The organism is Klebsiella sp. CN_Kp066, from assembly GCF_040065135.1.
GTDB classification, from domain to species: domain Bacteria; phylum Pseudomonadota; class Gammaproteobacteria; order Enterobacterales; family Enterobacteriaceae; genus Klebsiella; species Klebsiella oxytoca.
In genome coordinates this window covers 1-26,889 of record NZ_JBEAIU010000037.1, presented here as the reverse complement: position 1 = coordinate 26,889, position 26,889 = coordinate 1, and the positions used below count along the sequence as shown (strand labels likewise).

The following is a 26,889-nucleotide window of genomic DNA, read 5'->3' as shown; positions in this document are numbered from 1 at the left end:
CGACGATGAAAAACGATAATCCCGTTGCAGCTTATGCTCTGCGCCTCGGCGATAACGGCCTGGTGCTGGCCCAGCGTCTGGGCGAGTGGTGCGGACATGCGCCGGAGCTGGAGATCGATCTGGCGCTGGCCAATATCGGTCTCGACCTGCTGGGGCAGGCGCGCAATTTCCTCAGCTATGCCGCTGAACTGGCTGGCAGCGGCGATGAAGACACCCTGGCCTTTGGCCGCGACGAGCGTCAGTTTCGCAATTTGCTGCTGGCGGAGCAGCCCAACGGCAACTTTGCCGACACCCTTGCTCGCCAGTTTTTTATCGATGTCTGGCACGTAGCGCTGTTCAGCCGCCTGGTCGGCAGTCGCGATACGCAGCTCGCCGCCATCGCCGCCAAAGCGTTAAAAGAAGTGCGCTACCACCAGCGCTTTAGCCGTGGCTGGCTGGAGCGCCTGGGCAACGGCACGGCGCTTTCGGCGCAGAGAATGCAAAGCGCAGTCGATAATCTGTGGCGCTTTACCGGCGAGCTGTTCCAGGCCGATGAGCTGGAGATTGAGCTGAGCGCGCAGGGCATCGCCGTCGACCCACGCGAACTGCAGGGCGAATGGCAGAGTGCGGTACATACGGCGCTGATCGACTCCGGTTTACAGATCCCGCAAGAAGCGGCCTTCCGCAGCGGCGGTAAACAGGGGCTGCACAGCGAGCATCTCGGGCCGCTGCTGGCGGAGATGCAGTATTTACAGCGCGCGTATCCCGGCCAGCAGTGGTAGCAGGAGGTGGTTATGCAACGTCTGGTTGATATCGCTCCCCCGGAGATCCACGCCGTCTGGGAGGTATTAAGCGCCATTCCCGACCCGGAAGTTCCGGTGTTGACGATTACCGACCTCGGCATGGTGCGCAGCGTGGATCGCCGCGGCGATGGCTGGGTGATTGGCTTTACGCCAACCTACTCGGGCTGCCCGGCGACCGAACATCTGTTGGGAGAAATCCGCGCGGCAATGACGGAAAACGGCTACGCGCCGGTGCATATCGTGCTGCAGCTGGACCCGCCGTGGACTACTGACTGGATGGGGCCGGAGGCGCGTGAACGTCTGCGCCAGTACGGCATCAGTCCGCCGCAGGGTCATGCCTGCCATGCCCATATGCCGGAGGAGGTGGTCTGCCCGCGCTGCGCCAGCCGCCATACCTCGCTGATTAGCGAATTCGGTTCCACGGCCTGCAAAGCGCTGTATCGCTGCGACAGCTGCCGGGAACCCTTTGATTACTTTAAATGTATTTGAGGTTGCGATGACGACATTTCATTCGCTTACCGTGGCGAAAGTGGAGCCGGAAACCCGCGATGCGGTGACCATCACCTTTGCCATTCCCGACGCGCTGCGAAACGCATACGCCTTCCGTCCGGGCCAGCATCTGACATTAAAAGCCCGCCTTGGCGGGGAAGAGCTGCGTCGCTGCTACTCCATTTGCCGCAGCCGCACGCCGGGGGAAATCAGCGTGGCGGTCAAGGCCATCGACGGCGGACGCTTCTCACGCTATGCCCAGAACGACATTCAACAAGGGATGGCGTTGGAGGTGATGGTGCCGCAGGGCCACTTTGGCTACCAGCCGCAGGCCGGGCGCAGCGCGGAATACCTGGCGATTGCCGCTGGCTCAGGTATTACGCCGATGATGGCGATTATCGACGCCACCCTCGCCACCGAACTCGACAGCCGTTTCACCCTGATTTACGGCAACCGCAGCAGCCACAGCATGATGTTCCGCCAGGCGCTGGCCGACCTGAAAGACCGCTATCCGCAACGCCTGCAGGTGGTGCATCTGTTCAGCCAGGAGGCGATGGACAGCGATCTGCTGCAGGGGCGCATCAATGGCGACAAGCTACGCGCGCTGGCCGCCCGTCTGCTGGATTTCAGCCGCTTTGAGCGCGCCTTTGTCTGCGGGCCAGCGGCGATGATGGATGAAGCGGAGATGACCCTGCGCGAACTGGGCATACCGGAGAAAGCGATTCATCTGGAGCGCTTTAATACCCCGGGCAGCAGCGTCAAGCGGGCCACCGGCGTCCAGGCGGAGGGGCGCACGGTCACAATCCGTCAGGACGGCCGCGACAGAACCATCGCCCTCAGCGCAGAGGATGACAGCATCCTTGACGCCGCGCTACGCCAGGGGGCGGATCTGCCGTTTGCCTGCAAAGGCGGAGTCTGCGCCACCTGTAAATGCAAAGTCCTGCGCGGCGAGGTAGCGATGGCTGCTAACTACGGCCTCGAAGCCGACGAAGTGGCGGCAGGTTACGTGCTGAGCTGCCAGTCGCTGCCCACCAGCGGCGATGTGATCGTCGATTTCGACGCGCGGGGGATGGCATGAGCGAACTGTTAATTGCTCGCCACGCGCGCGTCCTCCAGCTGACGCTTAATCGCCCGCAGGCGCGCAACGCGCTGAATAACGCGCTGCTGACGCAAATTGCCGACGTGCTCGACGCGGCGGCGCTGGACCCGACGGTCGGCGTCTGCGTCATTAGCGGTAATCAACGCTTTTTTGCCGCAGGGGCTGACCTGAACGAAATGGCGGAAAAAGATCTGCCTGCCACCCTCGATGATATTCGACCGCGGCTGTGGGCGCGTATCGACGCCTTCACCAAACCGCTGATCGCCTCGGTAAACGGCTATGCCCTCGGCGCCGGATGCGAACTGGCGCTGCTCTGCGACCTGATAGTCGCCGGCGATAACGCCCGTTTTGGCCTGCCGGAAATCACCCTCGGTATTATGCCGGGCGCGGGCGGGACCCAGCGCCTGATCCGCAGCGTCGGTAAAGCGCTGGCCAGCCGGATGATATTGAGCGGCGAAAGCATCGATGCCAGGCAGGCGCTGCGGGCGGGGCTGGTAAGCGAGGTTTATCCGCCAGCGCTCACCGATGAATATGCACTCGCTTTGGCAGCAACCGTGGCCCGCCACTCGCCGCTGGCGCTGCGCGCGGCTAAACAGGCCTTACGGTTGTCGCAGGAGGTCAGCCTGCAGGCCGGGATTCAGCAGGAACGCCAGTTATTTACTTTGCTGAGCGCGACTGAAGACCGTCGCGAAGGCATCGACGCCTTTCTCCATAAACGTACTGCGGAATTTAAAGGACGCTAATCGTGGAAGCTTTCATTCTCAGCGAAACAGAACAGGGCGTGATGACGATTACCCTTAATCGCCCGGACCGACTGAACAGTTTTAACGACCTGATGCACCAGCAGCTGGCGGCGTGCCTGAAACAGGCCGAACGCGACGACAGCATACGCTGCCTGCTGGTGACCGGTGCGGGGCGCGGTTTTTGCGCCGGGCAGGATTTAAATGACCGTAACGTCGACCCCAGCGGGCCGGCGCCGGATCTCGGGCTCTCGGTTGAGCGTTTCTATAACCCGCTGGTGCGCCGTCTGGCGGCGCTGCCGAAGCCGGTAATTTGTGCGGTGAACGGGGTCGCGGCGGGTGCGGGAGCTACGCTGGCGCTGGGCTGCGATATCGTGCTGGCGGCGCGTTCGGCGAAATTCGTGATGGCGTTCAGCAAGCTTGGTCTGGTGCCGGACTGCGGCGGCAGCTGGTTTCTGCCGCGCGTGGCGGGACGGGCGAGGGCGATGGGGCTGGCGCTGCTGGGCGATAGCCTGAGCGCAGAGCAGGCCGCACAGTGGGGGATGATCTGGCAGGTGGTGGACGATGCCGAGCTGAAAGAGACCGGCCTGGCGCTGGCCCGTCATCTGGCCGCCCAGCCAACTTATGGCCTCGGTCTGATTAAGAAGGCGCTTCAGCTTGCGGAAACCCAGACTCTGGATCAGCAGCTCGATCTTGAGCGCGATTATCAGCGCCTGGCCGGACGCAGCGCCGACTATCGCGAAGGCGTCAGCGCCTTCCTCGCGAAGCGTCCACCTCAATTCAGCGGGAAATAGCCGATGAGCAAAACGTTACCTACCGTTGCGGTAATAGGCAGCGGCACCATGGGCGCCGGCATTGCCGAGGTGGCCGCCGCCGCCGGGCATCCGGTACTGATTTTCGACATCGATCCTGAGGCGGTGGTTCGCGCCATCGACGGTATTGGTCAACGTCTGGCCTCCCGCGTCAGCCGCGGCAAGCTGGCGGCTGGCCAGACTGAGGCGCTGCTGACGCGTCTGTCTCCGGCTGAGGATCTGAGCGATTTAGCCCGCGCGGAGCTGGTTATTGAAGCTGCCTCCGAGCGCCTGGACGTGAAAAAAGCGCTGTTCAAACAGCTGGCTGAAATCTGCTCCCCGTCAACGCTGCTAGTCAGCAACACGTCGTCGATATCGATCACCGCCATCGCCGCTGGAGTCGCGCACCCGGAGCGGGTTGCCGGGCTGCACTTCTTTAACCCGGCCCCGGTGATGAAGCTGGTCGAAGTGGTCAGCGGCCTGGCGACCTCGGCGGAAGTCGTTGAACAGCTCTGCCAGCGGGTCTGCGCCTGGGGAAAACAGCCGGTTCGCTGCCGTTCGACGCCCGGTTTTATCGTCAACCGCGTGGCGCGTCCTTTTTATGCCGAAGCGTGGCGAGCGCTGGAGGAGCAGGTTGCCGCGCCGGAGGTGATTGACGCCGCTCTGCGCGACGGCGGCGGTTTTCCCATGGGGCCGCTGGCGTTGACCGACCTGATAGGCCAGGACGTTAACTTTGCGGTGACCTGTTCGGTGTTTAACGCCTTCTGGCAGGACCGCCGCTATCTGCCATCGCTGCTGCAGCAGGAGCTGGTTCTGGCCGGACGGCTGGGCAAAAAGAGCGGGCAGGGGGTCTACTGCTGGCCTGGCGAAGCGCAGCCTGAGCTGGCGCTGGCCGCCGTATCAGTAGAACGCGCAGCAAAGCGCATTAAAAGTGACGTTGTCACCGAGCTGGACGAGGTGCTGCTGCTGGAAACGACCGGTGAAACCGCCCTGGCATTAAGCATCCAGCACGGCCGTCCGGTGGTGGTCTACGACCATAGCGCGGGCGAAACGGTGGTGCTGGCCAGCGCGGAAACGACCTCACAGGCGGCGACCGACAAAGCCATTTTCTATTTTCAGCAGCAGGGCAAAAAGGTGCTGCAGATCGCCGACTATCCCGGGCTGCTGGTGTGGCGCACGGTGGCGATGCTGGTTAACGAAGCGCTGGATGCGATGCAAAAAGGCGTTGCCGGCGCCGAGGATATCGATACCGCCATGCGCCTGGGCGTTAACTACCCGCGCGGTCCGCTGGCGTGGGGGGCATCACTTGGCTGGGGCCGGATACTGCGGCTGTTGGAGAACCTACAACAGCACTACGGCGAGGAGCGCTATCGGCCCTGTTCCCTGCTGCGTCAGAAGGCGCTGATGGAGAAACATCATGAGCAATGAAGCCTGGCGTAACGCCCGCGCGATGTATGAGAACGATAACTGCGCGCAAGCGCTGGGGATCAAGATTATCGAGATGGATGACGGCTACGCGCAGATGTCCATGGCGGTTACCGCGAACATGCTCAACGGCCATCATACCTGCCACGGCGGGCAGCTGTTTTCGCTCGCCGATACCGCCTTCGCATACGCCTGCAACAGCCAGGGGCTGGCGGCGGTCGCGTCGGCGGCGAGCATCGATTTTCTGCGCCCGGCCTTTGTCGGTGAGCTGCTGACCGCGACGGCGAGAGTCAAGCATCAGGGCAAGCTGACCGGGGTCTATGACATTGAAATTGTCAATCAACAGCAAAAAGTTGTTGCCTTGTTTCGCGGTAAATCGCACCGCATCGGCGGCACAATCACAGGAGAAGTCTGATGCGCGACGCTTATATTTGTGACGGGATCCGCACGCCGATTGGCCGCTACGGCGGGGCGCTGGCCAGCGTGCGCGCCGATGACCTGGCCGCCATCCCGCTGCGCGAGCTACTGAGCCGTAACCCTAAGTTCGACCCGGCATCGATTGATGATGTGATTCTCGGCTGCGCCAACCAGGCCGGTGAAGACAACCGCAACGTGGCCCATATGGCGACGCTATTGGCGGGCTATCCCTACAGCGTACCCGGTACCACCATTAACCGCCTGTGCGGCTCCGGTCTGGACGCCATCGGCTTCGCGGCCCGCGCCATCAAAGCCGGAGAGGCGGATCTGATGATCGCCGGCGGCGTTGAGTCCATGTCGCGAGCGCCGTTCGTGATGGGGAAGGCCAGCGCCCCGTATCAGCGCCAGGCCGAGCTGTTTGATACCACCATCGGCTGGCGTTTTGTGAACCCGCTCATGCAGCGGCGATTTGGCACTGACAGCATGCCGGAAACGGCGGAGAATGTAGCTGAATTGTTAAATATCAGCCGCGCCGATCAGGACGCTTTCGCTTTCCGCAGCCAGCAGCGGACGGCTCAGGCTCAGCGCGACGGTATTCTGGCCCAGGAGATCGTGCCGGTCGACATTATCGGCCGGAAAGGGGCGGTAAACGTCGTGCGTGACGACGAGCATCCGCGAGCGGACACCACCATTGAACAGCTTTCGCGGCTAAAAACGCCGTTCCGCCAGGGCGGCGTAGTGACTGCGGGAAATGCCTCCGGCGTCAACGACGGCGCCGCGGCGTTGATTATCGCAAGCTCGCAGCAGGCCATCATCCAGGGGCTGACGCCCCGGGCGCGCATTGTGGCCATGGCGACGGCGGGCGTCGAGCCGAAATTTATGGGGCTGGGGCCGGTTCCGGCGGTACGTAAAGTGCTGGAACGCGCCGGGCTGAACATTAACGACATGGACTTGATTGAGCTGAATGAAGCCTTTGCCGCTCAGGCATTGGGCGTGCTCAGACAGCTGGGGCTGGCGGACGATGCCCCCCATGTTAACCCCAACGGCGGCGCCATCGCCTTAGGCCATCCGTTGGGAATGAGCGGCGCCCGGCTGGCATTAAGCGCCAGTCTGGAGCTACAGCGCCGCAGCGCGCGCTATGCGCTGTGTACGATGTGTATTGGCGTGGGTCAGGGCATTGCCATGATCCTTGAGCGAGTGTGAGCGAATCTACCTGCGAGTACCCTACAAAATGACAACGATAACTCAATTAGACCCGATTGAAACCGCATCGCGCGACGAGCTGCAGGCCCTGCAAACCCAGCGTCTGAAGTGGACCCTTAAGCATGCGTATGAGAACGTGCCGATGTATCGCCGTAAATTTGATGCGGCGGGCGTTCATCCTGACGATTTTCACGAACTGAGCGATCTGAGTAAGTTTCCCTGTACCACCAAACAGGATCTGCGCGACAACTATCCGTTTGATACTTTTGCGGTGCCGATGGAGCAGGTGGTGCGCATCCATGCGTCTTCGGGCACCACCGGCAAGCCGACGGTGGTGGGCTATACGCAAAACGATATTGATAACTGGGCCAATATTGTCGCACGCTCCCTGCGCGCGGCGGGCGGGACGGCGAAAGACAAAATTCATGTTGCCTATGGCTACGGGCTGTTTACCGGCGGTCTCGGCGCTCACTACGGCGCGGAGCGTTTAGGCGCGACGGTCATTCCCATGTCCGGCGGGCAGACCGAAAAACAAGCTCAGCTAATCCGCGATTTTCAGCCGGATATGATCATGGTCACTCCGTCCTATTGTCTGAACCTGATTGAAGAGCTGGAACGCCAGATGGGCGGCGACGCCAGCGGCTGCTCCCTGCGGGTGGGCGTGTTCGGCGCGGAGCCGTGGACCCATGCGATGCGGGCGGAAATCGAGCGCCGACTGGGTATTTCGGCGCTGGATATCTACGGTCTGTCGGAGGTGATGGGGCCGGGGGTGGCGATGGAGTGTCTGGAGACCGCCGACGGTCCGACGATCTGGGAAGACCATTTCTACCCTGAAGTGGTGAATCCGGACAACGGTACGCCGCTGACGGACGGCGAACACGGCGAGCTGCTGTTCACTACCCTGACCAAAGAAGCGCTGCCGGTGATCCGCTATCGCACCCGCGACCTGACGCGTCTGCTGCCGGGCACCGCCCGTACCATGCGCCGGATGGATCGCATTAGCGGACGCAGCGACGATATGCTGATTATTCGCGGCGTAAACGTCTTCCCGTCGCAGCTGGAAGAGGAGATCCTCAAGTTCGAACATCTGGCGCCGCACTATCAGCTGGAAGTTAATCGCCGGGGCCATCTTGATTCACTTTCGGTGCGCGTGGAGCTAAAAGAGAGCGGTCTGGCGCTGAACCACGAGCAGCGCTGTCAGATTTGCCATCAGTTGCGTCATCGGATCAAGTCGATGGTGGGGATCTCGACCGATATCAGCATCGTCAACTGCGGTAGCATCCCGCGTTCCGAGGGCAAGGCCTGTCGCGTATTCGACCTGCGCAAGGTTGCCGCTAACGGATAACGTTTTCTCCCGGAGGCGGCGCATTGCGCCTGTCCGGGCTACACGACGACACAACTCCCTGGCCCGGACAGGGGTAGCCCGGGTAAGGCGTTTACGCCGCGACCCGGGGAGTGTGCCGGGATTGATGTATCAGCTCGTCCTCTTCCCGGCTTGCGCTGTGCTTAGCCGGGCTACGTGTTTATCGCCGTCTGCGGGCCGGTAGCCCGGACAGGTGCGCCAGCACCGCCTCCGGGATTTCCTGTGCTATGATTCAAAAAGGACAAAAATAACAACAGAATGAATCAGATGAGTAAACTCGATACCTTTATTCAACAGGCCACGGAAACGATGCCCATCAGTGGAACCTCGCTTATTGCTTCTTTATACGGCGACGCCTTGCTCCAACGCGGTGGGGAGGTCTGGCTCGGCAGCGTAGCGGCGCTGCTGGAAGGACTGGGCTTCGGCGAACGATTCGTGCGTACTGCGCTGTTCCGCCTGAATAAAGAAGAGTGGCTTGACGTGGTGCGCATTGGCCGCCGAAGCTTCTACCGTCTCAGCGACAAAGGTCTGCGCTTGACTCGCCGCGCCGAACATAAAATCTATCGCGCCAGCGCCCCGGAATGGGACGGCACCTGGCTACTGCTACTGTCGGAAGGGCTTGAGAAGAGCACGCTGGCGGAGGTCAAAAAACAGCTGCTATGGCAGGGATTTGGCGCGCTGGCGCCGAGCCTGCTGGCTTCACCGTCGCAAAAGCTGGCGGATGTGCAATCTCTGCTGCACGACGCGGGCGTGGCGGAAAATGTCATCTGCTTCGAAGCCCACTCCCCGCTGGCGCTCTCCCGGGCGGCGCTGCGCGCCCGCGTTGAAGAGTGCTGGCATCTCACCGAACAGAACGCGATGTATGAGACGTTTATCAATTTGTTTCGTCCTCTGCTGCCGCTGCTTCGCGACTGCGAGCCCGCAGAACTGACGCCCGAACGCTGCTTTCACATTCAACTACTGCTGATTCACTTCTACCGCCGGGTGGTGCTTAAGGATCCGCTGCTGCCCGAAGAACTGCTCCCTGCACACTGGGCCGGGCAAACCGCGCGCCAGCTGTGCATCAATATTTATCAACGCGTTGCGCCCGGCGCGCTGGCCTTCGTCGGCGAGAAGGGCGAAAGCTCGGTGGGGGAACTTCCCGCGCCGGGGCCGCTCTATTTCCAGCGTTTCGGCGGACTGTCGGGCGTATAAGGAGGCACCATGCCCATTTATCAGATTGACGGTATGACGCCGGTTGTACCGGACGAAAGCTATGTTCATCCCACCGCCGTGCTGATTGGCGACGTGATCCTCGGCAAAGGGGTCTACGTCGGGCCTAACGCCAGCCTGCGCGGCGATTTTGGCCGTATCGTGGTGAAAGATGGCGCTAACATCCAGGACAATTGCGTGATGCACGGTTTTCCCGGCCAGGATACGGTCGTGGAGGAGGAGGGACATATCGGCCACGGCGCGATTCTGCACGGCTGTACCATCGGCCGCAACGCGCTGGTGGGCATGAGCGCGGTGATTATTGACGGTGCCAGGATTGGGGAGAATAGCATTGTCGGCGCCTCAGCCTTTGTGAAAGCCAACGCCGAAATGCCCGCCAACCATCTGATTGTCGGCAGTCCGGCCAAAGCCATCCGCGCGTTAAGCGAACAGGAGCTGGCCTGGAAAAAGCAGGGAACGCGGGAGTATCAGATGCTGGTGGAGCGCTGCAAGCAGACGCTGCATCAGGTGGAACCGCTCAAAGAAGCAGAGCCGGACAGAAAGCGTCTCGTCTTTGACGAGAATTTACGGCCAAAGTCATCGTCCTGAGGGGAAAATATGGCAGAAAAATTATCCGCTCAATGCCACTGCGGCGCGGTGGCGTTTACCGTTGAACTCAGCGATGGCTTCAACACCGCTCGACGCTGCAACTGTTCATTTTGCCGGATGCGGGGAGCGGTTACGGTCTCCGCGCCGCTTTCAGGAATCAATATCTTACGCGGGCGGGAGAAGCTCACGGAGTATCGCTTTAACACCGGTGAAGCCGTGCACTTTTTCTGCTCGGTATGCGGGATTTACACTTTTCATCAGCGGCGTTCAAATCCGCAGCAGTACGGGGTGAATGTGGCCTGCATTGCAGGCGTGTCGCCCTTCGATTTTCCCTGCGTGGAGGTCAACGATGGCGTGAATCATCCGAAAGATGGCGGCGGGGGCGTGGTGGGGTATTTGCGCTACGAGAAAAAGTGAAACTCTCCTCCCGCCGGGAAGCAGGAGGAGGCAAATCTTATGCGGCAACGACGCTGTCGATAGCGGCTTTCGCATCAGACTGCGCTTTCGCGGCGACTTCCGGACCGTAAGCGATGCCTTCAGCAAAGACGAAGTTCACGTCGGTGATGCCGATAAAACCGAGGAAAGTAGAGAGATACGGGGTCACCAGATCGGTCGGGGTATCTTTATGGATACCGCCGCGGCTGGTGACGACCACCGCACGTTTTCCTTTTACCAGACCTTCTGGCCCTTTCTCGGTATAGCGGAAGGTGACGCCAGCGCGAGCCACCAGGTCGAAGTAGTTTTTCAGCTGAGTCGGAATGTTGAAGTTGTACATCGGCGCCGCAATAACAATCACATCGTTCGCCTGCAGTTCAGCGATCAGTTCGTCGGACAGCGCCAGCGCTTCCTGCTGACGCGGCGTCAGCGGCGCATCGCTCGGACGCAGGGCGCCAACCAGCTCGCCGTCCAGTACCGGGATCGGATTTGCAGCCAAGTCGCGCACGGTAATAACGTCTTGCGCGTGTTTTTCACGCCATTGTTCAACAAAATAGTCGGACAGCTGACCAGATTGCGAGTACCCTGCCAGAATACTGGATTTGAGAACTAATACTTTGCTCATGGGTGTTTCCTTTTTTAATGTGATTGACGGGCCTGTGCCCTGGTGCTTGATGACACTGTATTCACAATCATGTCACAGAGAAAGCGCAATAAATCGAACTCTGTATTCAGTTTTTTTGAACAAGGCACGAAATGCGCGGATGTGGTACTCTAGCGCAATATTTCATAAGAGATTTTTCCCGGCAGTGCACTGCCCGATAACGCTATGACAGAACAACAAAAATTCACCTTCTCACAGCTCTTTACGCAGCTGGATGGCCTGATGCTGCGCGATAAGTCGCGCTTTGCCCGTCGCCTGCACGGCGTGAAGAAGGTTAAAAATCCTGATGCCCAACAGGCCATTCTGCAGGAGATGGCGCAAGAAATTGAACAGGCGGCAGGGAGAGTCCTGCTGCGCGAAGCCGCGCGGCCAGCGATTTCCTATCCGGATAACCTGCCGGTTAGCCAGAAAAAACAAGCGATCCTCGAAGCCGTGCGCGATCACCAGGTGGTGATTGTGGCGGGGGAAACCGGGTCGGGGAAAACCACCCAGTTGCCGAAAATTTGCATGGAGCTGGGACGCGGCGTTAAAGGCTTAATCGGCCATACCCAGCCGCGTCGTCTGGCCGCGCGTACCGTTGCCAACCGTATTGCCGAGGAGCTGCAAACGGAACCAGGCGGCTGCATCGGTTACAAAGTTCGCTTCAGCGATCACGTCAGCGACAATACGATGGTTAAGCTGATGACCGACGGTATTCTGCTGGCGGAAATCCAGCAGGATCGGCTACTGATGCAGTACGACACCATCATCATCGATGAAGCGCACGAACGCAGCCTGAATATCGACTTCCTGCTCGGCTATTTGCGGGAACTGCTGCCGCGTCGCCCGGATCTGAAAATCATCATTACCTCAGCGACCATCGACCCGGAACGCTTCTCGCGCCACTTTAACAACGCGCCGATTATCGAAGTGTCCGGACGAACCTTCCCGGTTGAGGTGCGCTATCGGCCCATCGTTGAGGACGCCGATGACACCGAACGCGATCAACTGCAGGCGATCTTTGACGCCGTTGACGAGCTGGGACGTGAAAGCGCTGGCGATATCCTCATTTTTATGAGCGGCGAGCGGGAAATTCGCGATACCGCCGATGCGCTTAACAAGCTGAATCTGCGCCACACCGAGGTGCTGCCGCTGTATGCGCGGCTCTCCAATAGCGAGCAGAACCGCGTGTTCCAGGCCCATAGCGGGCGGCGAATTGTGCTGGCGACCAACGTCGCGGAAACCTCGCTGACCGTACCGGGCATTAAGTACGTTATTGACCCCGGTACCGCGCGCATCAGCCGCTACAGCTTCCGGACCAAAGTGCAGCGTCTGCCGATTGAGCCGGTTTCTCAGGCGTCGGCCAACCAGCGTAAAGGCCGCTGCGGCCGCGTATCTGACGGGATCTGCATTCGTCTTTATTCAGAAGACGACTTCCTGTCGCGCCCGGAATTTACCGATCCGGAGATTCTGCGCACCAACCTGGCGTCGGTTATCCTGCAAATGACCGCGCTCGGACTCGGCGATATTGCCGCTTTCCCGTTCGTTGAAGCGCCGGATAAACGCAATATTCAGGACGGCGTGCGTCTGCTGGAAGAGCTGGGGGCGATTACCACTGACGAACAGCAGACCGCCTATAAGCTGACGCCGATGGGGCGCCAGCTCAGCCAGCTGCCGGTGGACCCGCGTCTGGCGCGAATGGTGCTGGAGGCGCAAAAACACGGCTGCGTGCGCGAGGCGATGATTATCACCTCGGCGCTCTCTATTCAGGACCCGCGCGAGCGGCCAATGGATAAGCAGCAGGCTTCCGATGAGAAGCATCGCCGCTTCCACGATAAAGAGTCCGACTTCATGGCGTTCGTCAACCTGTGGAACTACCTGGGCGAGCAGCAAAAAGCGCTCTCCTCGAACCAGTTCCGCCGCCAGTGCCGGGTCGATTTTCTCAACTACCTGCGCGTGCGCGAGTGGCAGGATATCTACACTCAGCTGCGTCAGGTCGTTAAAGAGCTCGGCCTGCCGGTGAATAGCGAACCGGCAGAGTATCGCGAAATTCACACCGCGCTGCTGACCGGTTTGCTGTCGCACATTGGTATGAAAGATACCGATAAGCAGGAATACACCGGCGCGCGCAACGCTCGCTTCTCTATCTTCCCCGGCTCCGGGCTGTTTAAAAAGCCGCCGAAATGGACGATGGTCGCCGAGCTAGTGGAAACCAGCCGCCTGTGGGGGCGTATCGCCGCACGCATAGAGCCGGAATGGGTCGAGCCGGTCGCTCAGCACTTGCTCAAACGTTCTTACAGCGAACCGCACTGGGAGCGCGCGCAGGGCGCGGTGATGGCGACGGAGAAGGTCACCGTTTACGGTCTGCCTATCGTCGCGGCCCGTAAGGTCAACTACAGCCAGATTGACCCGGCGCTGTGCCGCGAACTGTTTATCCGCCATGCGCTGGTGGAGGGCGACTGGCAGACCCGCCACGCCTTCTTCCGTGACAACCTGAAGCTGCGCAACGAGATTGAAGAGCTGGAGCATAAGTCGCGCCGCCGCGACATTCTTGTTGACGACGAAACGCTGTTTGAGTTCTACGACCAGCGCATCAGCCATGACGTCATCTCCGCTCGCCACTTCGATAAATGGTGGAAGCAGGCCAGTCGCGAGACGCCGGATCTGCTTAACTTTGAAAAAAGTATGCTGATTAAAGAAGGCGCGGAGCAGGTCAGTAAGCTGGACTATCCGAACTTCTGGCACCAGGGCAATCTGAAGCTGCGTCTGACCTATCAGTTCGAGCCGGGCGCAGATGCCGACGGCGTGACGGTGCATATTCCGCTGCCGCTGCTCAACCAGGTGGAAGAGGCCGGGTTTGAGTGGCAGATCCCCGGTCTGCGCCGGGAGCTGATTATCGCCCTGATTAAATCGCTGCCGAAGCCGGTGCGCCGCAATTTTGTCCCGGCGCCAAACTACGCGGAAGCGTTTCTCGGCCGCGCGACGCCGCTGGAGCTGCCGCTGCTGGATTCCCTTGAGCGCGAACTGCGGCGGATGACCGGCGTGACTATTGACCGCGAGGCCTGGCAGTGGGATCAGGTGCCCGATCACCTGAAAATCACTTTCCGGGTGGTGGACGACAAAAACAAGAAGCTACAGGAAGGGCGCTCGCTGCAGGATCTGAAAGATGCCCTGAAAGGCAAGGTACAGGAGACGCTGTCCGCAGTCGCCGATGACGGTATAGAGCAGAGCGGGCTACATATCTGGAGCTTTGGCCGCCTGCCGGAGAGCTACGAGCAGAAGCGCGGCAACTATAAAGTTAAGGCCTGGCCGGCGCTGGTGGACGAACGCGACAGCGTGGCCATCAAGCTGTTTGATAATCCGCTCGAGCAGCAGCAGGAGATGTGGCGCGGCCTGCGCCGCCTGCTGCTGTTGAATATCCCATCGCCGATTAAATATCTGCATGAGAAGCTGCCGAATAAAGCCAAGCTGGGGCTCTATTTCAACCCCTACGGCAAGGTGCTGGATCTGATCGATGACTGTATCTCCTGCGGCGTCGATAAGCTGATCGATGAAGCGGGTGGTCCGGTGTGGAGCGAGGAGGGCTTTGCCGCGCTACATGAAAAAGTGCGCGCTGAGCTCAACGAGACGGTGGTGGAAATCGCCAAACAGGTTGAGCAGATCCTGACCGCGGTGTTCAACATCAATAAACGCCTGAAAGGTCGCGTCGATATGGCCATGGCGCTGGGGCTGTCGGATATTAAATCGCAGATGAGTGGGCTGGTGTATCGCGGCTTCGTCACCGGCAACGGCTTCCGCCGCCTGGGCGATACGCTGCGCTATCTGCAGGCGATTGAAAAACGGCTGGAGAAAATGGCGATCGACCCGCACCGCGACCGCGTGCAGATGCTGAAGGTGGAGAGCGTGCAGCAGGCGTGGCAGCAGTGGCTGAATAAGCTACCGCCCAATCGTCGCCAGGATGAGGACGTGCAGGAGATTCGCTGGATGATTGAAGAGCTGCGCGTCAGCCTGTTCGCCCAGCAGCTCGGCACGCCTTATCCGATTTCCGACAAGCGGGTGCTGCAGGCAATGGAGCAGATTACGGCCTGAGCCGCTGCATTCCCCGGTGACGCAGGCTGCCGGGGAAATCTGTTGGCGTCAGGCGTTCACCCACGCGAGGGTGAACCCGTCCCAACCTTTGCTGCCCACGGTTTGCAGGGCCGTTACCGTCAGGCGCGGGTCGCTGCCCATCATCGCAATAAACTCCCTGACGCCCTGAACGCGGTCATCTGCGCTATGCGGATCGGTCACTTCGCCGTCGCGCACCACGTTATCGCCAATGATCAGCGTCCCCGGGCGAGAGTAGCGCAAAGCCCAGCGCAGATAGTTTGGGTTATTCGGCTTATCCGCATCGATAAAGATCAGATCAAACGGCGGATGGTCGCCCAGCTTCTCCAGCGTGGCCAGCGCCGGGCCTTCCCGCACCTCAACGAGCTTATCCACGCCCGCCATGCGCAGGTTCTCGCGCGCCACGGCGGCATGGTGCGCATCGGCCTCCAGGGTGACTAATTCGCCATCCGCAGGCAATTCCCGGGCCATCCAGATGGTGCTGTAGCCGCCGAGCGTGCCAATCTCGAGGATGCGTCTGGCGCCCGTCATGCGCACCAGCAGGGCCAGAAACTGCCCCTGATTGGCGGCAACATCGATGGCCGGAAGCCCGGCGCGCTGGTTATTTTCCAGAACCTGGTTGAGCAAGGGATCGTTGGGGATTAACGCTTCCACCAGATAATTATCTACTGCCGACCACTGTTGTTGCATGTCAGATTTCCCGTATTACATCCCTGATGAATCAGACCAGCCGCCTCCCAGCGACCGGTACAAATCGACTTGCGCCAGAAGCAGATTGTTTTTCACCTGCACCACGCTGAGCTGGGTGGAAAACAGCGTACGCTGGGCGTCCAGGACGTCAAGATAGGATGAGTAGCCGTTGCGATAACGGTTTTGGGCAATGCGCAGCGTCTCCCGGGCTACGTCCTCCTGGGCCTGCAGCTCCGTCAGCTGCTCCCCGTAGCGGCCAATAGCATCAAGGCTGTCATTGACCTCCTTAAACGCGCCGCGCACCGTTTTTTCGTAGCTATACAACGCCTGATTGCGCTGGGCCATCGACACGTCTACCTGGGCATTCAGCGCCTGGCGGTTGAGCAGCGGCGCCAGGATGCTGCCGCCAAGGCTCCATAAGCGTAGCGGATTATCCAGCAGGTCGGGCAGAGTGCGATCCTGCATGCTGCCGGTGGCGGTAAGGTTGATGGACGGCAGCAGCTGCGCCTGCGATGACGCCAGCGTGGCGTCGGCGGCCACCAGCTGACGCTGAGCCTGAACGATATCCGGGCGGCGATTGAGCAGGGTTGACGGCAACTGGGACGGTAGCGACAGCGGCGTCAGCTGGGCAAAGGCGTTGCGCTTAACGGCCCCAGGATTAGCGCCGAGCAGCAGGCTGAGCGCGTTTTCCTGCTGGGCGATTTGGTGTTGCAGCGACGGAATTTGCGCCCGCGTCGAGCGCAGTTCGGAATCCGCCTGCATCAGTTCGAGGCGCGATGTATAGCCGGTCTCGAACTGACGTTTCGCCAGATTAAAGGCATCTTCCCGCGCTTTGAGCGTTTGTTGCGTTACCCGCAGCTGTTCATCCAGTGAGAGCAGAGTGACGTAGCCTGTCGCCACCGAAGAGGCGACGGTCAGGTTCGCCGCCGCGGCGGCGGCTTTTTGCGCCGCCAGACTGGCCTCCGCCGCGCTGGCGGCGCTGCGGTTAGCGCCCCAGATATCAACATCGTAGCTGGCGGTTAGCGCGCCTTTATACACCGTACTGTGGATCGGCAGACCGGTGGCGGCCGACTGCGACCGCGCGCGTGTACCGGTCAGTCCGGCGTCTAGTGAAGGAAAGAGGCTGCTGTCGGCGGCGTAGACCCGCGCCTGGTACTCGTTGACCCGTTCGCGGGCAATCAGCACGTCGCTGTTGTAGCGTAGCGCCTGGTCGACGTATTGATTAAGCGTACTGTCGTGAAAATTGCGCCACCACACGCCCTCGACCGGGCTGGTGGGGCCGATATCCGCGCGCCAGGCGGCGGGAATATGCAGCGTCGGCGCGGCCTGTGGGATATCAGCTGACTGGCAGCCAACCAGCGCAAGAATAACGGCGAGGGTGAGCGGACGAATCATCGTGTCTCCTCCCCGCGGGTGTCGATGGTGACCTGCACCGACATCCCCGGCCGCAGGCGCTGGCTGTTTTTCTGCCCCTCATCCACGGCGATGCGTACCGGAATGCGCTGGGCAATTTTGACGAAGTTGCCGGTGGCGTTGTCCGGCGAAATGGCGCTGAACTCAACCCCGGTGGCCGGGGAGATGCTCTGCACCGTACCGGTGAATTTCTCGCTGTTCAGCGCATCAACGGTAAAGGTTACCGGCTGCCCGACGCGGACCTCCGCCAGCTGCGTCTCTTTGAGGTTAGCGATCAGCCAGTGCTGCGGCGGTACCAGCGAGGTCAAATGCGTCCCGGCGGTCACGTAGGCGCCAAGGCGCACTGATATTTGCCCCAGCTGACCATCGGCGGGGGCGATAATGCGGGTATTCTGGAGGTCGATCTGCGCCAGTTCCAGCGCGGCCCTCGCACTGGCGACGTCGGCCAGCAGCGAATCCCGATTAACAATTGTCGATTGCAGATCCTGGCGCGACATTTCCAGCGTCGCTTTGGCCTGCTCGATATCCGCAGTCCCCTGCGCCGCGCTGGCGCGGGCGGAATCGCGTTCGCGGATCGAGAGCGAACCGTCGGCGGTCAGCTCCTGAACGCGTTTTAAATCCGCCTGGGTTTTCAGACTTTGCGCGCGGGCGTTTTGCAGCGCCGCTTCGTTACGTACGATGACCGCCTCGGCGCTTTTGCGCTGCTGCAGATTGTTCTTGAGCGCCGCCTCTTTCATCGCCAGCGTGGCTTCCGCCTGATGTACGCGCTGTTTATAGATGCGATCGTCGATCTGAAACAGCACATCGCCGGCTTTCACCTGATTAAAATCCTGAACCTTGACCTCGGTAATATAGCCGTTGACCTGCGGGCTGATAAACGTGGTTTGCCCGCGAACGTAGGCGTTATCGGTAAACTGGCTTTGCCGGGTAAACGGCGGCAGCTGCCAGGCGTAAAGAATAACCAGAACGCCGACAATACCAATTGCCGCGGCGGTAAAAATAGATACCACGCGAATATTATTACGGGTGTTGGCCTGTTGTTTGGCCGCATCCTGCTGACTCATAATGACTCCAGAGTAAAAATTTTATTTGCTTCCCGTCGCGCGCTTCAACGCAACGCGGGCGGTAATTCGTAATCTCATTAAGCGCCAGAAAACCCACACCAGCGTGGCGGCTGAAATCGCTGCCGTCAGCAGATAGGTATCATTGTAAGCGAGAATATTGGCCTGCAGCGTGGCGGCGTTTTGTAGCAGCGTGGTGGCCTGAACGTTGAGCAGGGTGCTGTCGCCAATCTGGCTTTGATACATTTGGCTGTACTGCTGCAAACGTTCAGTAATCAGCGGATTGAGGGTGGTCAACTGGTCGGCGAGCTGGCTGGAGTGAAACTTCTCCCGCCATGTCTGAAAGGTGCCGAGAATGGCCGACCCCAGCAGACCGCCGATATTCTGACTCATGCCGAACAGTACCGAGAAGCTTACCAGATTGCGCTGGTCGGCAATCACGCCGCCAATCCCTGCCAGCATTGCCGGAGCAAGGAAAAAGGCGCTGCCGAAGCCCAGCAGGAACTGGCTGAACATTAGCTGTTCCGGGCGGGTCAGGATGGTCGACTGGCTGTCGAGCAGCGAGGCAATCATGATCAGCGCCAGCGCCGTAGCGGTGGGCCAGTAGAGACGCTGCGGGTTGAGCGTCAGACAGCTGGCGACGATGCCGCAGATGATGCCGGCGAAAATCGACCACGCCAGATTGGTCATCTGTTCATTCTGCAGGCCGACGTACTGCAGCCAGCCGATGACCCCGGTATTTTGCTCCGCCAGCACGATGCGGATCAGCAGCATAATCAGCCCGAGGCGCAGAATGCTGCCGCTGGAGAGCCATTTAATATTGAGTAACGGGTTGCTGCGGTTATGTTCAAAGGCAATTGCGGAGACGATGAGCACCACCGCTCCCGCCAGCGCCCAGCCGATCCACGGCGCTTCAAACCACCAGTCCAGACGCCCCAGCGACAGCACCGCGGTAACCAGCGCCATTCCCGGCGCCAGCAGGAAGAAGGTGATAAAGTCTTTCTTCTCAAAAACTTTTTTACGATCGCTTGGGGGAAGCTTCAGGGCGATCACGCAGGCCAGCGATACCAGCGCCAGCCCCAGTTCAAAGAAGTACAGTCCGCGCCACTCGTCAATTTGCAGCAGTTCGGTGGAAAACAGGCGCGCCAGCGGGATCGCCAGCGATGAGCCGGTAATACCGATAGTCAACGCTTTTAGCCGATGGCGGGCGGGCCAGGCCTGCACCTGATAGTAAATGCCTAACGAGCTCAGCGCCGCAGCGACCATCCCATGGGCGGCGCGTACCATCAGCGCGGAGCTAAGGTCGTTGACGAACAGGTGAAAGAAGGTCACCAGCACATAGAGGACGAGAAAGCCTTCGGTGAAGGCGCGCAGGCCATACTGCTGACGGAATTTTACCAGCAGCAGGTTGATAGAGACGTTCGTCATCACGTAGACCGCCGGAAGCCAGGCTATCTCGGTGGACCAGGCGGCAAAGGTTCCCTGCAACAGTTGCAGGTTAGCGGTGACCACCGCGTTGCCCAGCGCACCGGTCAGGCAGACCAGCAGTCCAACGATCCCGTAGGCAATGCGCCTGGGCGTGCTGTGAATCGGGGTGGAAGGCGAGCCGAGGATCGCCGGTTTTTCGTGCGGAGCCCAGTCGTGGGGCACATAGGGGTTATCTTTACGGCGAGGCATTATTTTTTCTCTACCTCGCGCAGCAGTTTCTCCAGCACGCGCTGAGTCTGCTGCTGTTCGTCGGGCGTGATAGCGGTGAGGATCTCCTCACGCAGTTCATCGGCTACCGTTTTTACCTGCTGATACACCTCAAGGCCTTTAGCGGTGGCGATCAGCAGCCGTTTACGTTTGTCGCGTTCGGTTTTCACCCGCTCAACCAGACCCAAATCCACCAGCCGATTAAGCAACGGGACGAGGGTCGCGCTTTCGACGCCCAGCTCCTGGGCCAGCTCGCTTTGCGATAGCGGCTGCGCGTTGCGCGCGATAGCGGAAACGGCGACCCAACTGGCCTGGCTCATGCCGAGGTCTTTGAGGCGACGGTTGACCGCCAGCCGCCAATGATGGGCGGTCAAATACAAAAGATGGGAGAAATTTAGCTGTCGGTTATCCATAGATCGGTCTGCAATATCGTTAGAGCTCTAATGATTTTATGTCTGGCAAAAACGAGAATTCAAGTCCGATTGATAAAAACAGGTTAACGGTATGTGCGTTTATTGTGGAAGAAGCTTTGGGAGGGAGGAAGGAGAGTTCTGGTCTCAGCCCGGCTTTAACCGGGCTGAGAAGGGGGATTATCCCGGATAAATACCGCGATCTTTACGCGCCATCAGAATTCGCTCACAGGCCACGATATAGGCGGCAGTACGTAAAGAGCACGCTTTTTCCACCGCTTTATCGTAAACGTGAACGATCGCATCGGTCATAATGCGGTCCATTTTGGCGTTGATCTCTTCTTCGCTCCAGAAGAAGCTGGCCATATCCTGCACCCATTCAAAGTAGCTCACGGTGACGCCGCCGGCATTACAAATGACGTCCGGCACCACCACGATGCCGCGTTCGGCCAGCACGTCGTCCGCTTCCGGATAGGTCGGGCCGTTGGCGCCTTCAAGCACCAGTTTGCAGCTGAGGGTTTCCGCACGTTCGCGCGTAATCTGACCTTCCAGCGCCGCCGGGATCAGAATATCCATCGGCGTCGTCCAGAACGCTTCTTTGTCAATTTCGCGGGCGCCCGGGAAGCCGGCAATTTGCTTGTTCTCGGCCTGCCAGGCGGTCAGCGCGGCCATATCGATACCGCCTTCGTTATACAGCGTGGCGGTATGGTCCTGAATGGCCACAATGCGCGCGCCGACGCCAGCGAACAGGCGGGCCGCTTCACTGCCTACGTTACCAAACCCTTGCAGCGCGACCTTCGCGCCTTCGATTTCGATACCGCTGCGGCGGGCCACTTCGCGACCAGTGACGAAGACGCCGCGTCCCGTGGCCTTTTCGCGGCCCAGCGAACCGCCGAGATGAATCGGTTTACCGGTGACCACGCCGGTGATAGTGGTGCCGTGGTTCATCGAATAGGTGTCCATCATCCAGGCCATCACTTTACCGTTGGTGCCGACGTCCGGCGCCGGAATATCTTTTTGCGGCCCGATAATAATGCCGATCTCGCTGGTGTAGCGACGGGTCAGACGTTCCAGTTCACCTTCTGATAAAGAGAACGGATCGACGCGGATACCGCCTTTGGCGCCGCCGTAGGGAATATTGACTGCCGCACACTTAATGGTCATCCAGGCTGAGAGGGCCATGACTTCATTCAGGTCCACATCCGGATGGTAACGCACGCCGCCTTTACCCGGACCGCGTGAGAGGTTGTGCTGGACGCGGTAGCCTTCGAAGTGGCGAATGGTTCCGTCGTCCATTTGTACCGGGATATCAACGATCAGCGCGCGTTTCGGATGGCGCAGCGTTTCGATCCAGTAGGCCAGATCGCCGAGGTAGGGGGCGACGCGATCGATTTGACGCAGGTAGGTGGTCCATGGAGATGTACTACTTTCAGAAGCGTAAGATAACTTTTCCATAAGAGTCCTGTTTTGCAGTGATAATTATTTTGTTAACCGTGGAAAGATACAGCTATAAAATCTGTAACGAGAATGTTATCACCAATTTAATGGGACGGTATTTGGCAAAAATGCAGAATATGCTGCCGTTATCGGTGGGGTTGAAGTTTTTGTGAATAAAAAAACGCAAAACAGCGTCGACTACGGATGAATATGCATCTTTGTGCATTAAAGCCGTAGTTTGGACCCTTTATCCCTATTTATCAGAATCTTGACTTCCTTCAAAAAGTGAACAAAACGCTATATTTGTGTGTTGACTTTGTTGCATTGCAGTGAGCATCCTTCGGCTGCTGCCGGCAGGGTGAATGGGTTGCCGGCAGCGAATGGCTTTATAACATCTCGCTCCTGGTGGCGACAGCGCCGGGAGCCTGCTTTAAGCGGCTGGCGCAGAAAATCGCGATAAGTGAAATCACCACCGTTCCCGCCAGATACCATGCGACCGGTATCCAGTCACCGTCATATTTTGCCAGCAGTCCGGTGGCGATCAGCGGAGCGGTACCCCCGGCGAGCGCGGCGCCAAGCTGGTAGCCAAGGGTGATGCCGGTGTAGCGAACGTTAGCGCTGAAGATCTCGGAGCAGAGCGTCCCCAATACCGCGGTAACCGGTGCCCACAGAATACCGAAGGCGATCACCGTGGCGAGCGCAATGCCCCACGTGCTGCGGGTATCCAACAGCAGAAACCACGGTACGATAAACAATCCAAGCAGCACCACGCTGAGAGTGTACATTTTCTGGCGTCCGATTCTGTCTGAAAGCAGTCCCATCAGCGGGATCATAACCGTAGCAACCAGCGCACCGAGGGTGACGGCTTCAAGCGCCTGGGATTTTTGATAGCTCAGCGTGGTGGTGGCATAGCTGACCACGAAAGTCGAAAAAATATAGAATGGCGCGGTTTCCACTACTTTGAGGCCCGCAGCAATTAACACTTCGCGCCAGTGATACTTGAGCGTATCGCGCAGCGGCGCCTTTGCTACCTGGCCTGACTGCTTCACCTGTTTAAATTCCGGCGTTTCATCAATATCTTTGCGGATCCACAGACCAATAAGAACCAGCACCGAGCTGAGCAGGAAAGGGATGCGCCAGCCCCAGGAGAGAAACTGCTCTTCGCTGAAAAGGGTCATTAGCGAGACGATAAAAGTGGCCATCAGCATGCCAATGGTCACGCCCGCCTGCGGAATGCTGCCGAAAAAACCTTTGCGCTTTTCCGGTGCGTATTCGTAGGCCAGCAAGAGCGCACCGCCCCATTCGCCGCCGATGCCCATTCCCTGAACGATACGTAAGGTTATCAGCAGCGCTGGCGCCCATAAACCGATCATCTCATAGGTGGGAAGCAGACCGATGGCGACCGTTGCGCCGCCCATCAGGGAGAGCGTCAGGACCAGCGTTTTCTTACGCCCGATTCGGTCGCCAATATGTGCGAAGACCACCCCGCCAATCGGGCGAATGAAAAAGGTCAACGAGAACGAGAGCCAGGAGAGGATTAAACCGATGACCGGATCGACCATCGGAAAGAAAATCTTGTTGAATACCAGCGCCGCCGCCGTACCGTAAAGGAAATAATCGAACCATTCAATGGCGCTGCCGGTGAGGCTGGCAATGAGCACCTTTTTGTTTTTCTTGAGAATTGATGTGGTGCTGCTCTCGTGCAAGGTCATCTTTTAGCTACTCCCCCAGAGTCATCACAACCCGGTGACACCTGCTGATTTGCAGGTGCAACCCGGCGAGCGATGAGGTTATTTAATTGTTAAGGAAGCTAGGTTTGTATGTTGCATTTGGCAAGTCTGGTCGCCGCGTCAGGGAGCCGTTTTTGCCATTTTTACCGGCGAATCGCGCCGTTATTTAGCCGTTTATTTGAACGTATTCGCTAAAGATCGGGCGTATGGTGGTGAGTTATTGAGGTGCAACCGTTCTGTTTTTGGACGTTTCTTGTTATTTCAATCTTGTTACCGCTCAGGCTTTATTAACCCTTAAAGGCGGCTCCGGTTTATCATGGTGTCCACAATCCCGTGAAGGGTGACATTGGCGCAAAGGAGAGAACATGTCGGAGCATTTTCCATCGCTGCCGGAGGCGACGCTAGCCGCGGCGAACCAGCTGGGGGCCTGGCTGGCGCAGCATGATTTGCCGCAGCAGCCATCAATCGATGTCGTGGTGCTGGCGGGCAATGCGGTGATCCCAACCATTGATTTCGCCTGCCAGCTGGCGGTGCATCACGCCGTTCCGCTACTGATCAGCGGTGGTATCGGGCATTCCACTTCGTTTTTATACCACGCGGTGTTGAACGATCCGCGCTATTGCACCATCCCGGTAGCCGATCGCGCCGAGGCGCACATTCTGGCCGATATTGCCCACCGGTTCTGGGCTATTCCTCGCGAATACATTGTCGTGGAAGACCGCTCCACCAACTGTGGAGAAAATGCGCGTTTTACCCGGCAAATGCTGGAACAGAGAGGTATTACGCACCGAACGGGCGTGGTGATCCAGGACCCGACCATGCAGCGGCGAACGATGGCGACCTTTGCCCGCGTCTGGCAAGACGCAGCGCATGCGCCGATGTGGTACAGCGCGCCGGGGTGTTCGCCGGTGTTGTGCAATGGCGATAACGGCGTCACCTTTAGCGGCGATAGCAGCGGCCTGTGGCCGGTGGAACGCTATCTGGCGCTGATCCTCGGCGAGCCGCCTCGGCTGGCGGACAATCCGCAGGGTTATGGCCCGTTGGGTAAGGGATTTATCGCTCATGTGGATATTCCGCCGCAGATTACTGAAGCGTGGCAGACGCTGCGCAAGGACCGTCTGCTGTCCGATACATTGAGCGCGCGCCAGCTGGCTTAGCTATTAGCCTTAACGCTGTCAGTCAGCCGCTGTCTTTGGCAAGCGCAGGGATGGTCCGGACGTATCCGCCGCATTGCCCGTTTGCGTTGGCGATATCGCAAACGGGCAGGTAGTGTTACTGAATTGTGATTTTTTCAGCGCCGGCTTGGTCTGTTTTTATGAAATATCTCACAAAAACAAACGTCCGGCCTGTCTCTTTGCCCTTTGGACGATAATTTTTAACATCTATTTCACCTGTTAAAAACAATAATCCTGAGGAGCAGACCATGACAGCACCCGTTCAACACCCTATGTATATTGACGGTCAGTTTGAAGCCGGCCGCGGTGATGCATGGATTGAGGTGATCAATCCGGCCACGGAAGCGCTCATATCGCGTATTCCTGACGGCAGCGCGGAAGATGCGCAGCGTGCGATTCTCGCAGCTGAGCGCGCTCAGCCGGGCTGGGAAGCCTTACCTGCGATCGAGCGAGCGGGGTGGCTGCGTAAAATCGCTGCCGGTATCCGCGAACGGGCCGACGAGATCGCCGCGCTGATTGTCGCCGAAGGCGGGAAGATCCAGCAGCTGGCGGCGGTAGAGGTCTCCTTTACCGCGGATTACCTGGATTATATGGCCGAATGGGCGCGTCGTTATGAGGGCGAAATTGTGCAAAGCGACCGCCCGGGAGAAAACATTCTGGTATTCAAGCGCGCGCTGGGCGTGACCACAGGCATCCTGCCGTGGAATTTCCCGTTCTTCCTGATTGCCCGCAAGCTGGCGCCAGCGCTGATTACCGGCAATACCATCGTAATTAAACCGAGTGAGTTTACGCCGAATAACGCCATCGCTTTTGCGCAAATCGTTCATGATATCGGCCTGCCGAAAGGGGTCTTTAATCTGGTGCTGGGCCGCGGCGAAACCGTGGGTCAGGAGCTAGCCGGCAATCCAAAGGTCGCGATGGTCAGCATGACCGGCAGCGTCACCGCAGGGGAGAAGATCATGGCCGCGGCGGCGAAAAACATCACCAAAGTATGCCTGGAGCTGGGCGGGAAAGCGCCGGCTATCGTGATGGATGATGCGGATCTTGAGCTGGCGGTAAAAGCGGTGGTCGATTCTCGCGTGATTAATAGCGGGCAGGTGTGTAACTGCGTTGAGCGCGTGTATGTGCAAAAAGGGCTATACGATCGCTTCGTTAACCGTTTGGGCGAAGCGCTGAAAGCGGTGCAGTTTGGCGATCCGGCAGCGCGCGACGATATTGCCATGGGGCCGTTGATCAATGCCGCAGCGCTGGAGCGGGTTGAGCAGAAGGTAGCGAAAGCGGTGGCTCAGGGCGCCCGTATCGCTCTGGGTGGGAAAGCGGTGGAGGGTAAAGGCTATTTCTATCCGCCGACGCTGCTGCTGGACGTGCGCCAGGAGATGGATATCGTTCATGAAGAGACGTTCGGTCCGGTACTGCCGGTCGTGGCGTTTGATACCCTGGAAGAGGCGCTGGCGATGGCCAACGACAGCGATTACGGGCTGACGTCATCAATCTATACCCGCGATTTGAACGTCGCGATGAAGGCGATTAAGGGGCTGAAGTTTGGTGAAACCTATATTAACCGCGAGAACTTTGAGGCGATGCAGGGTTTCCATGCCGGATGGCGTAAATCAGGGATTGGCGGCGCCGACGGGCGTCACGGCCTGAATGAGTATCTGCAAACCCAGGTGGTCTATCTGCAGGCCTGATTTAGCAGAGGAGCGGCGCGTTCCCCGGAGGCGATGCTGCGCATCTGTCCGGGCTACAGGTTACCAGCCGTCTGCGGTCTCGTAGCCCGGGCAAGGCGCGTTGCGCCGCCCCCGGGAGAAACGTGCAGAACGTGGCAGACATTCCCGGAGGCGATGCTGCGCATCTGTCCGGGCTACAGGTTACCAGCCGTCTGCGGTCTCGTAGCTCGGGCAAGGCGCGTTGCGCCGCCCCCCGGGAGAAACGTGCAGAACGTGGCAGACATTCCCGGAGGCGATGCTGCGCATCTGTCCGGGCT

General features: G+C 59.3%; 23 protein-coding genes. 15 read left to right on the top strand and 8 right to left on the bottom strand.

The window, feature by feature from the left end; translation table 11 throughout:
- The first annotated feature begins 5 nt into the window (after nt 1-5).
- The 12 genes from paaC (at nt 6) to ABLV75_RS14215 (ending at nt 10,526) form a co-directional block, all read left to right on the top strand.
- A complete protein-coding gene (gene paaC, locus ABLV75_RS14270) occupies nt 6-761 on the top strand; it encodes a 1,2-phenylacetyl-CoA epoxidase subunit PaaC (protein ID WP_004101680.1) in 756 nt (251 codons plus the stop codon).
- Nucleotides 762-773: 12 nt separating this feature from the next.
- Nucleotides 774-1,271, top strand: coding sequence for a 1,2-phenylacetyl-CoA epoxidase subunit PaaD (paaD, locus tag ABLV75_RS14265; RefSeq protein WP_004101681.1), 498 nt, complete (start codon nt 774-776; stop codon nt 1,269-1,271).
- 7 nt (nt 1,272-1,278) lie between these two features.
- Nucleotides 1,279-2,349, top strand: coding sequence for a 1,2-phenylacetyl-CoA epoxidase subunit PaaE (gene paaE, locus ABLV75_RS14260; protein WP_004101682.1), 1,071 nt, complete (start codon nt 1,279-1,281; stop codon nt 2,347-2,349).
- Nucleotides 2,346-3,113: a 2,3-dehydroadipyl-CoA hydratase PaaF gene (gene paaF / locus ABLV75_RS14255; RefSeq protein ID WP_004101684.1), complete on the top strand. Its 768-nt coding sequence runs from the start codon at nt 2,346-2,348 to the stop codon at nt 3,111-3,113. Before paaE ends, paaF begins: the two co-directional genes overlap by 4 nt.
- Before the next feature lie 2 nt (nt 3,114-3,115).
- Nucleotides 3,116-3,904: a 2-(1,2-epoxy-1,2-dihydrophenyl)acetyl-CoA isomerase PaaG gene (gene paaG, locus ABLV75_RS14250; protein ID WP_016807880.1), complete on the top strand. Its 789-nt coding sequence runs from the start codon at nt 3,116-3,118 to the stop codon at nt 3,902-3,904.
- Nucleotides 3,905-3,907: 3 nt separating this feature from the next.
- On the top strand, nt 3,908-5,329 hold the full coding sequence (locus ABLV75_RS14245; protein ID WP_348855001.1) for a 3-hydroxyacyl-CoA dehydrogenase: 1,422 nt from the start codon (nt 3,908-3,910) through the stop codon (nt 5,327-5,329).
- Nucleotides 5,319-5,741 (top strand): hydroxyphenylacetyl-CoA thioesterase PaaI, encoded by a 423-nt coding sequence (gene paaI / locus ABLV75_RS14240; protein ID WP_004101689.1) that lies wholly within the window; start codon nt 5,319-5,321, stop codon nt 5,739-5,741. The genes ABLV75_RS14245 and paaI overlap by 11 nt, the downstream gene beginning before the upstream one ends.
- Nucleotides 5,741-6,946: a 3-oxoadipyl-CoA thiolase gene (pcaF, locus tag ABLV75_RS14235; protein ID WP_265815942.1), complete on the top strand. Its 1,206-nt coding sequence runs from the start codon at nt 5,741-5,743 to the stop codon at nt 6,944-6,946. Before paaI ends, pcaF begins: the two co-directional genes overlap by 1 nt.
- Nucleotides 6,947-6,974: 28 nt before the next feature.
- Nucleotides 6,975-8,291: a phenylacetate--CoA ligase PaaK gene (paaK, locus tag ABLV75_RS14230; protein WP_004101693.1), complete on the top strand. Its 1,317-nt coding sequence runs from the start codon at nt 6,975-6,977 to the stop codon at nt 8,289-8,291.
- A gap of 285 nt (nt 8,292-8,576) precedes the next feature.
- Nucleotides 8,577-9,503 (top strand): phenylacetic acid degradation operon negative regulatory protein PaaX, encoded by a 927-nt coding sequence (gene paaX / locus ABLV75_RS14225; protein WP_024274100.1) that lies wholly within the window; start codon nt 8,577-8,579, stop codon nt 9,501-9,503.
- A 9-nt stretch (nt 9,504-9,512) separates the two neighbouring features.
- Nucleotides 9,513-10,109, top strand: coding sequence for a phenylacetic acid degradation protein PaaY (gene paaY, locus ABLV75_RS14220; protein ID WP_004101697.1), 597 nt, complete (start codon nt 9,513-9,515; stop codon nt 10,107-10,109).
- 9 nt (nt 10,110-10,118) lie between these two features.
- Nucleotides 10,119-10,526, top strand: a complete 408-nt coding sequence (locus ABLV75_RS14215; RefSeq protein WP_049593175.1) for a GFA family protein — start codon at nt 10,119-10,121, stop codon at nt 10,524-10,526.
- Between the two features lie 37 nt (nt 10,527-10,563).
- Here the strand turns inward: ABLV75_RS14215 and azoR are convergent, their stop codons facing one another.
- Nucleotides 10,564-11,169: an FMN-dependent NADH-azoreductase gene (gene azoR, locus ABLV75_RS14210; RefSeq protein WP_004101701.1), complete on the bottom strand. Its 606-nt coding sequence runs from the start codon at nt 11,167-11,169 to the stop codon at nt 10,564-10,566.
- A 204-nt stretch (nt 11,170-11,373) separates the two neighbouring features.
- On the opposite strand from azoR, the gene hrpA reads away from it, so the two are divergent.
- Complete coding sequence (gene hrpA, locus ABLV75_RS14205; protein ID WP_032734678.1) at nt 11,374-15,276, top strand: ATP-dependent RNA helicase HrpA; 3,903 nt, start codon at nt 11,374-11,376, stop codon at nt 15,274-15,276.
- 48 nt (nt 15,277-15,324) lie between these two features.
- Here hrpA and ABLV75_RS14200 read toward each other — a convergent pair whose 3' ends face one another.
- The 7 genes from ABLV75_RS14200 to ABLV75_RS14170 form a co-directional block, all read right to left on the bottom strand.
- On the bottom strand, nt 15,325-15,984 hold the full coding sequence (locus tag ABLV75_RS14200; protein WP_004101705.1) for an O-methyltransferase: 660 nt from the start codon (nt 15,982-15,984) through the stop codon (nt 15,325-15,327).
- Between the two features lie 15 nt (nt 15,985-15,999).
- Entirely contained in the window at nt 16,000-17,379 is a 1,380-nt protein-coding gene (locus ABLV75_RS14195; RefSeq protein WP_004101707.1) for an efflux transporter outer membrane subunit, read from the bottom strand.
- Nucleotides 17,376-18,461, bottom strand: coding sequence for an HlyD family secretion protein (locus ABLV75_RS14190; protein WP_004101709.1), 1,086 nt, complete (start codon nt 18,459-18,461; stop codon nt 17,376-17,378). Before ABLV75_RS14190 ends, ABLV75_RS14195 begins: the two co-directional genes overlap by 4 nt.
- Nucleotides 18,462-18,482: 21 nt before the next feature.
- Nucleotides 18,483-20,135 (bottom strand): MFS transporter, encoded by a 1,653-nt coding sequence (locus ABLV75_RS14185; RefSeq protein WP_004101711.1) that lies wholly within the window; start codon nt 20,133-20,135, stop codon nt 18,483-18,485.
- Entirely contained in the window at nt 20,135-20,566 is a 432-nt protein-coding gene (locus ABLV75_RS14180; RefSeq protein ID WP_004101713.1) for a MarR family transcriptional regulator, read from the bottom strand. The genes ABLV75_RS14185 and ABLV75_RS14180 overlap by 1 nt, the downstream gene beginning before the upstream one ends.
- 177 nt (nt 20,567-20,743) lie before the next feature.
- Nucleotides 20,744-22,018 carry a Glu/Leu/Phe/Val dehydrogenase gene (locus tag ABLV75_RS14175; protein WP_004101715.1) on the bottom strand — a complete coding sequence of 425 codons (1,275 nt, stop codon included), beginning with the start codon at nt 22,016-22,018 and terminating at the stop codon, nt 20,744-20,746.
- A 368-nt stretch (nt 22,019-22,386) separates the two neighbouring features.
- Nucleotides 22,387-23,712, bottom strand: coding sequence for an MFS transporter (locus ABLV75_RS14170; RefSeq protein WP_004101717.1), 1,326 nt, complete (start codon nt 23,710-23,712; stop codon nt 22,387-22,389).
- A 383-nt stretch (nt 23,713-24,095) separates the two neighbouring features.
- Between ABLV75_RS14170 and ABLV75_RS14165 the strand changes: the two genes are divergently transcribed.
- Together ABLV75_RS14165 and aldA are read left to right on the top strand one after the other, a co-directional pair.
- Nucleotides 24,096-24,887, top strand: coding sequence for a YdcF family protein (locus ABLV75_RS14165; RefSeq protein ID WP_004101719.1), 792 nt, complete (start codon nt 24,096-24,098; stop codon nt 24,885-24,887).
- Nucleotides 24,888-25,153: 266 nt separating this feature from the next.
- Entirely contained in the window at nt 25,154-26,593 is a 1,440-nt protein-coding gene (gene aldA, locus ABLV75_RS14160; protein WP_004101721.1) for an aldehyde dehydrogenase, read from the top strand.
- The last annotated feature ends 296 nt before the right edge of the window (nt 26,594-26,889 follow it).

Bases quoted from the DNA above. Each gene is read 5' to 3' on its own strand.
- paaC (WP_004101680.1), top strand. From the start codon at position 6: ATGAAAAACGATAATCCCGTTGCAGCTTATGCTCTGCGCCTCGGCGAT.
- paaD (WP_004101681.1), top strand. From the start codon at position 774: ATGCAACGTCTGGTTGATATCGCTCCCCCGGAGATCCACGCCGTCTGG.
- paaE (WP_004101682.1), top strand. From the start codon at position 1,279: ATGACGACATTTCATTCGCTTACCGTGGCGAAAGTGGAGCCGGAAACC.
- paaF (WP_004101684.1), top strand. From the start codon at position 2,346: ATGAGCGAACTGTTAATTGCTCGCCACGCGCGCGTCCTCCAGCTGACG.
- ABLV75_RS14245 (WP_348855001.1), top strand. From the start codon at position 3,908: ATGAGCAAAACGTTACCTACCGTTGCGGTAATAGGCAGCGGCACCATG.
- paaI (WP_004101689.1), top strand. From the start codon at position 5,319: ATGAGCAATGAAGCCTGGCGTAACGCCCGCGCGATGTATGAGAACGAT.
- pcaF (WP_265815942.1), top strand. From the start codon at position 5,741: ATGCGCGACGCTTATATTTGTGACGGGATCCGCACGCCGATTGGCCGC.
- paaK (WP_004101693.1), top strand. From the start codon at position 6,975: ATGACAACGATAACTCAATTAGACCCGATTGAAACCGCATCGCGCGAC.
- paaX (WP_024274100.1), top strand. From the start codon at position 8,577: ATGAGTAAACTCGATACCTTTATTCAACAGGCCACGGAAACGATGCCC.
- paaY (WP_004101697.1), top strand. From the start codon at position 9,513: ATGCCCATTTATCAGATTGACGGTATGACGCCGGTTGTACCGGACGAA.
- ABLV75_RS14215 (WP_049593175.1), top strand. From the start codon at position 10,119: ATGGCAGAAAAATTATCCGCTCAATGCCACTGCGGCGCGGTGGCGTTT.
- azoR (WP_004101701.1), bottom strand. From the start codon at position 11,169: ATGAGCAAAGTATTAGTTCTCAAATCCAGTATTCTGGCAGGGTACTCG.
- hrpA (WP_032734678.1), top strand. From the start codon at position 11,374: ATGACAGAACAACAAAAATTCACCTTCTCACAGCTCTTTACGCAGCTG.
- ABLV75_RS14200 (WP_004101705.1), bottom strand. From the start codon at position 15,984: ATGCAACAACAGTGGTCGGCAGTAGATAATTATCTGGTGGAAGCGTTA.
- ABLV75_RS14195 (WP_004101707.1), bottom strand. From the start codon at position 17,379: ATGATTCGTCCGCTCACCCTCGCCGTTATTCTTGCGCTGGTTGGCTGC.
- ABLV75_RS14190 (WP_004101709.1), bottom strand. From the start codon at position 18,461: ATGAGTCAGCAGGATGCGGCCAAACAACAGGCCAACACCCGTAATAAT.
- ABLV75_RS14185 (WP_004101711.1), bottom strand. From the start codon at position 20,135: ATGCCTCGCCGTAAAGATAACCCCTATGTGCCCCACGACTGGGCTCCG.
- ABLV75_RS14180 (WP_004101713.1), bottom strand. From the start codon at position 20,566: ATGGATAACCGACAGCTAAATTTCTCCCATCTTTTGTATTTGACCGCC.
- ABLV75_RS14175 (WP_004101715.1), bottom strand. From the start codon at position 22,018: ATGGAAAAGTTATCTTACGCTTCTGAAAGTAGTACATCTCCATGGACC.
- ABLV75_RS14170 (WP_004101717.1), bottom strand. From the start codon at position 23,712: ATGACCTTGCACGAGAGCAGCACCACATCAATTCTCAAGAAAAACAAA.
- ABLV75_RS14165 (WP_004101719.1), top strand. From the start codon at position 24,096: ATGTCGGAGCATTTTCCATCGCTGCCGGAGGCGACGCTAGCCGCGGCG.
- aldA (WP_004101721.1), top strand. From the start codon at position 25,154: ATGACAGCACCCGTTCAACACCCTATGTATATTGACGGTCAGTTTGAA.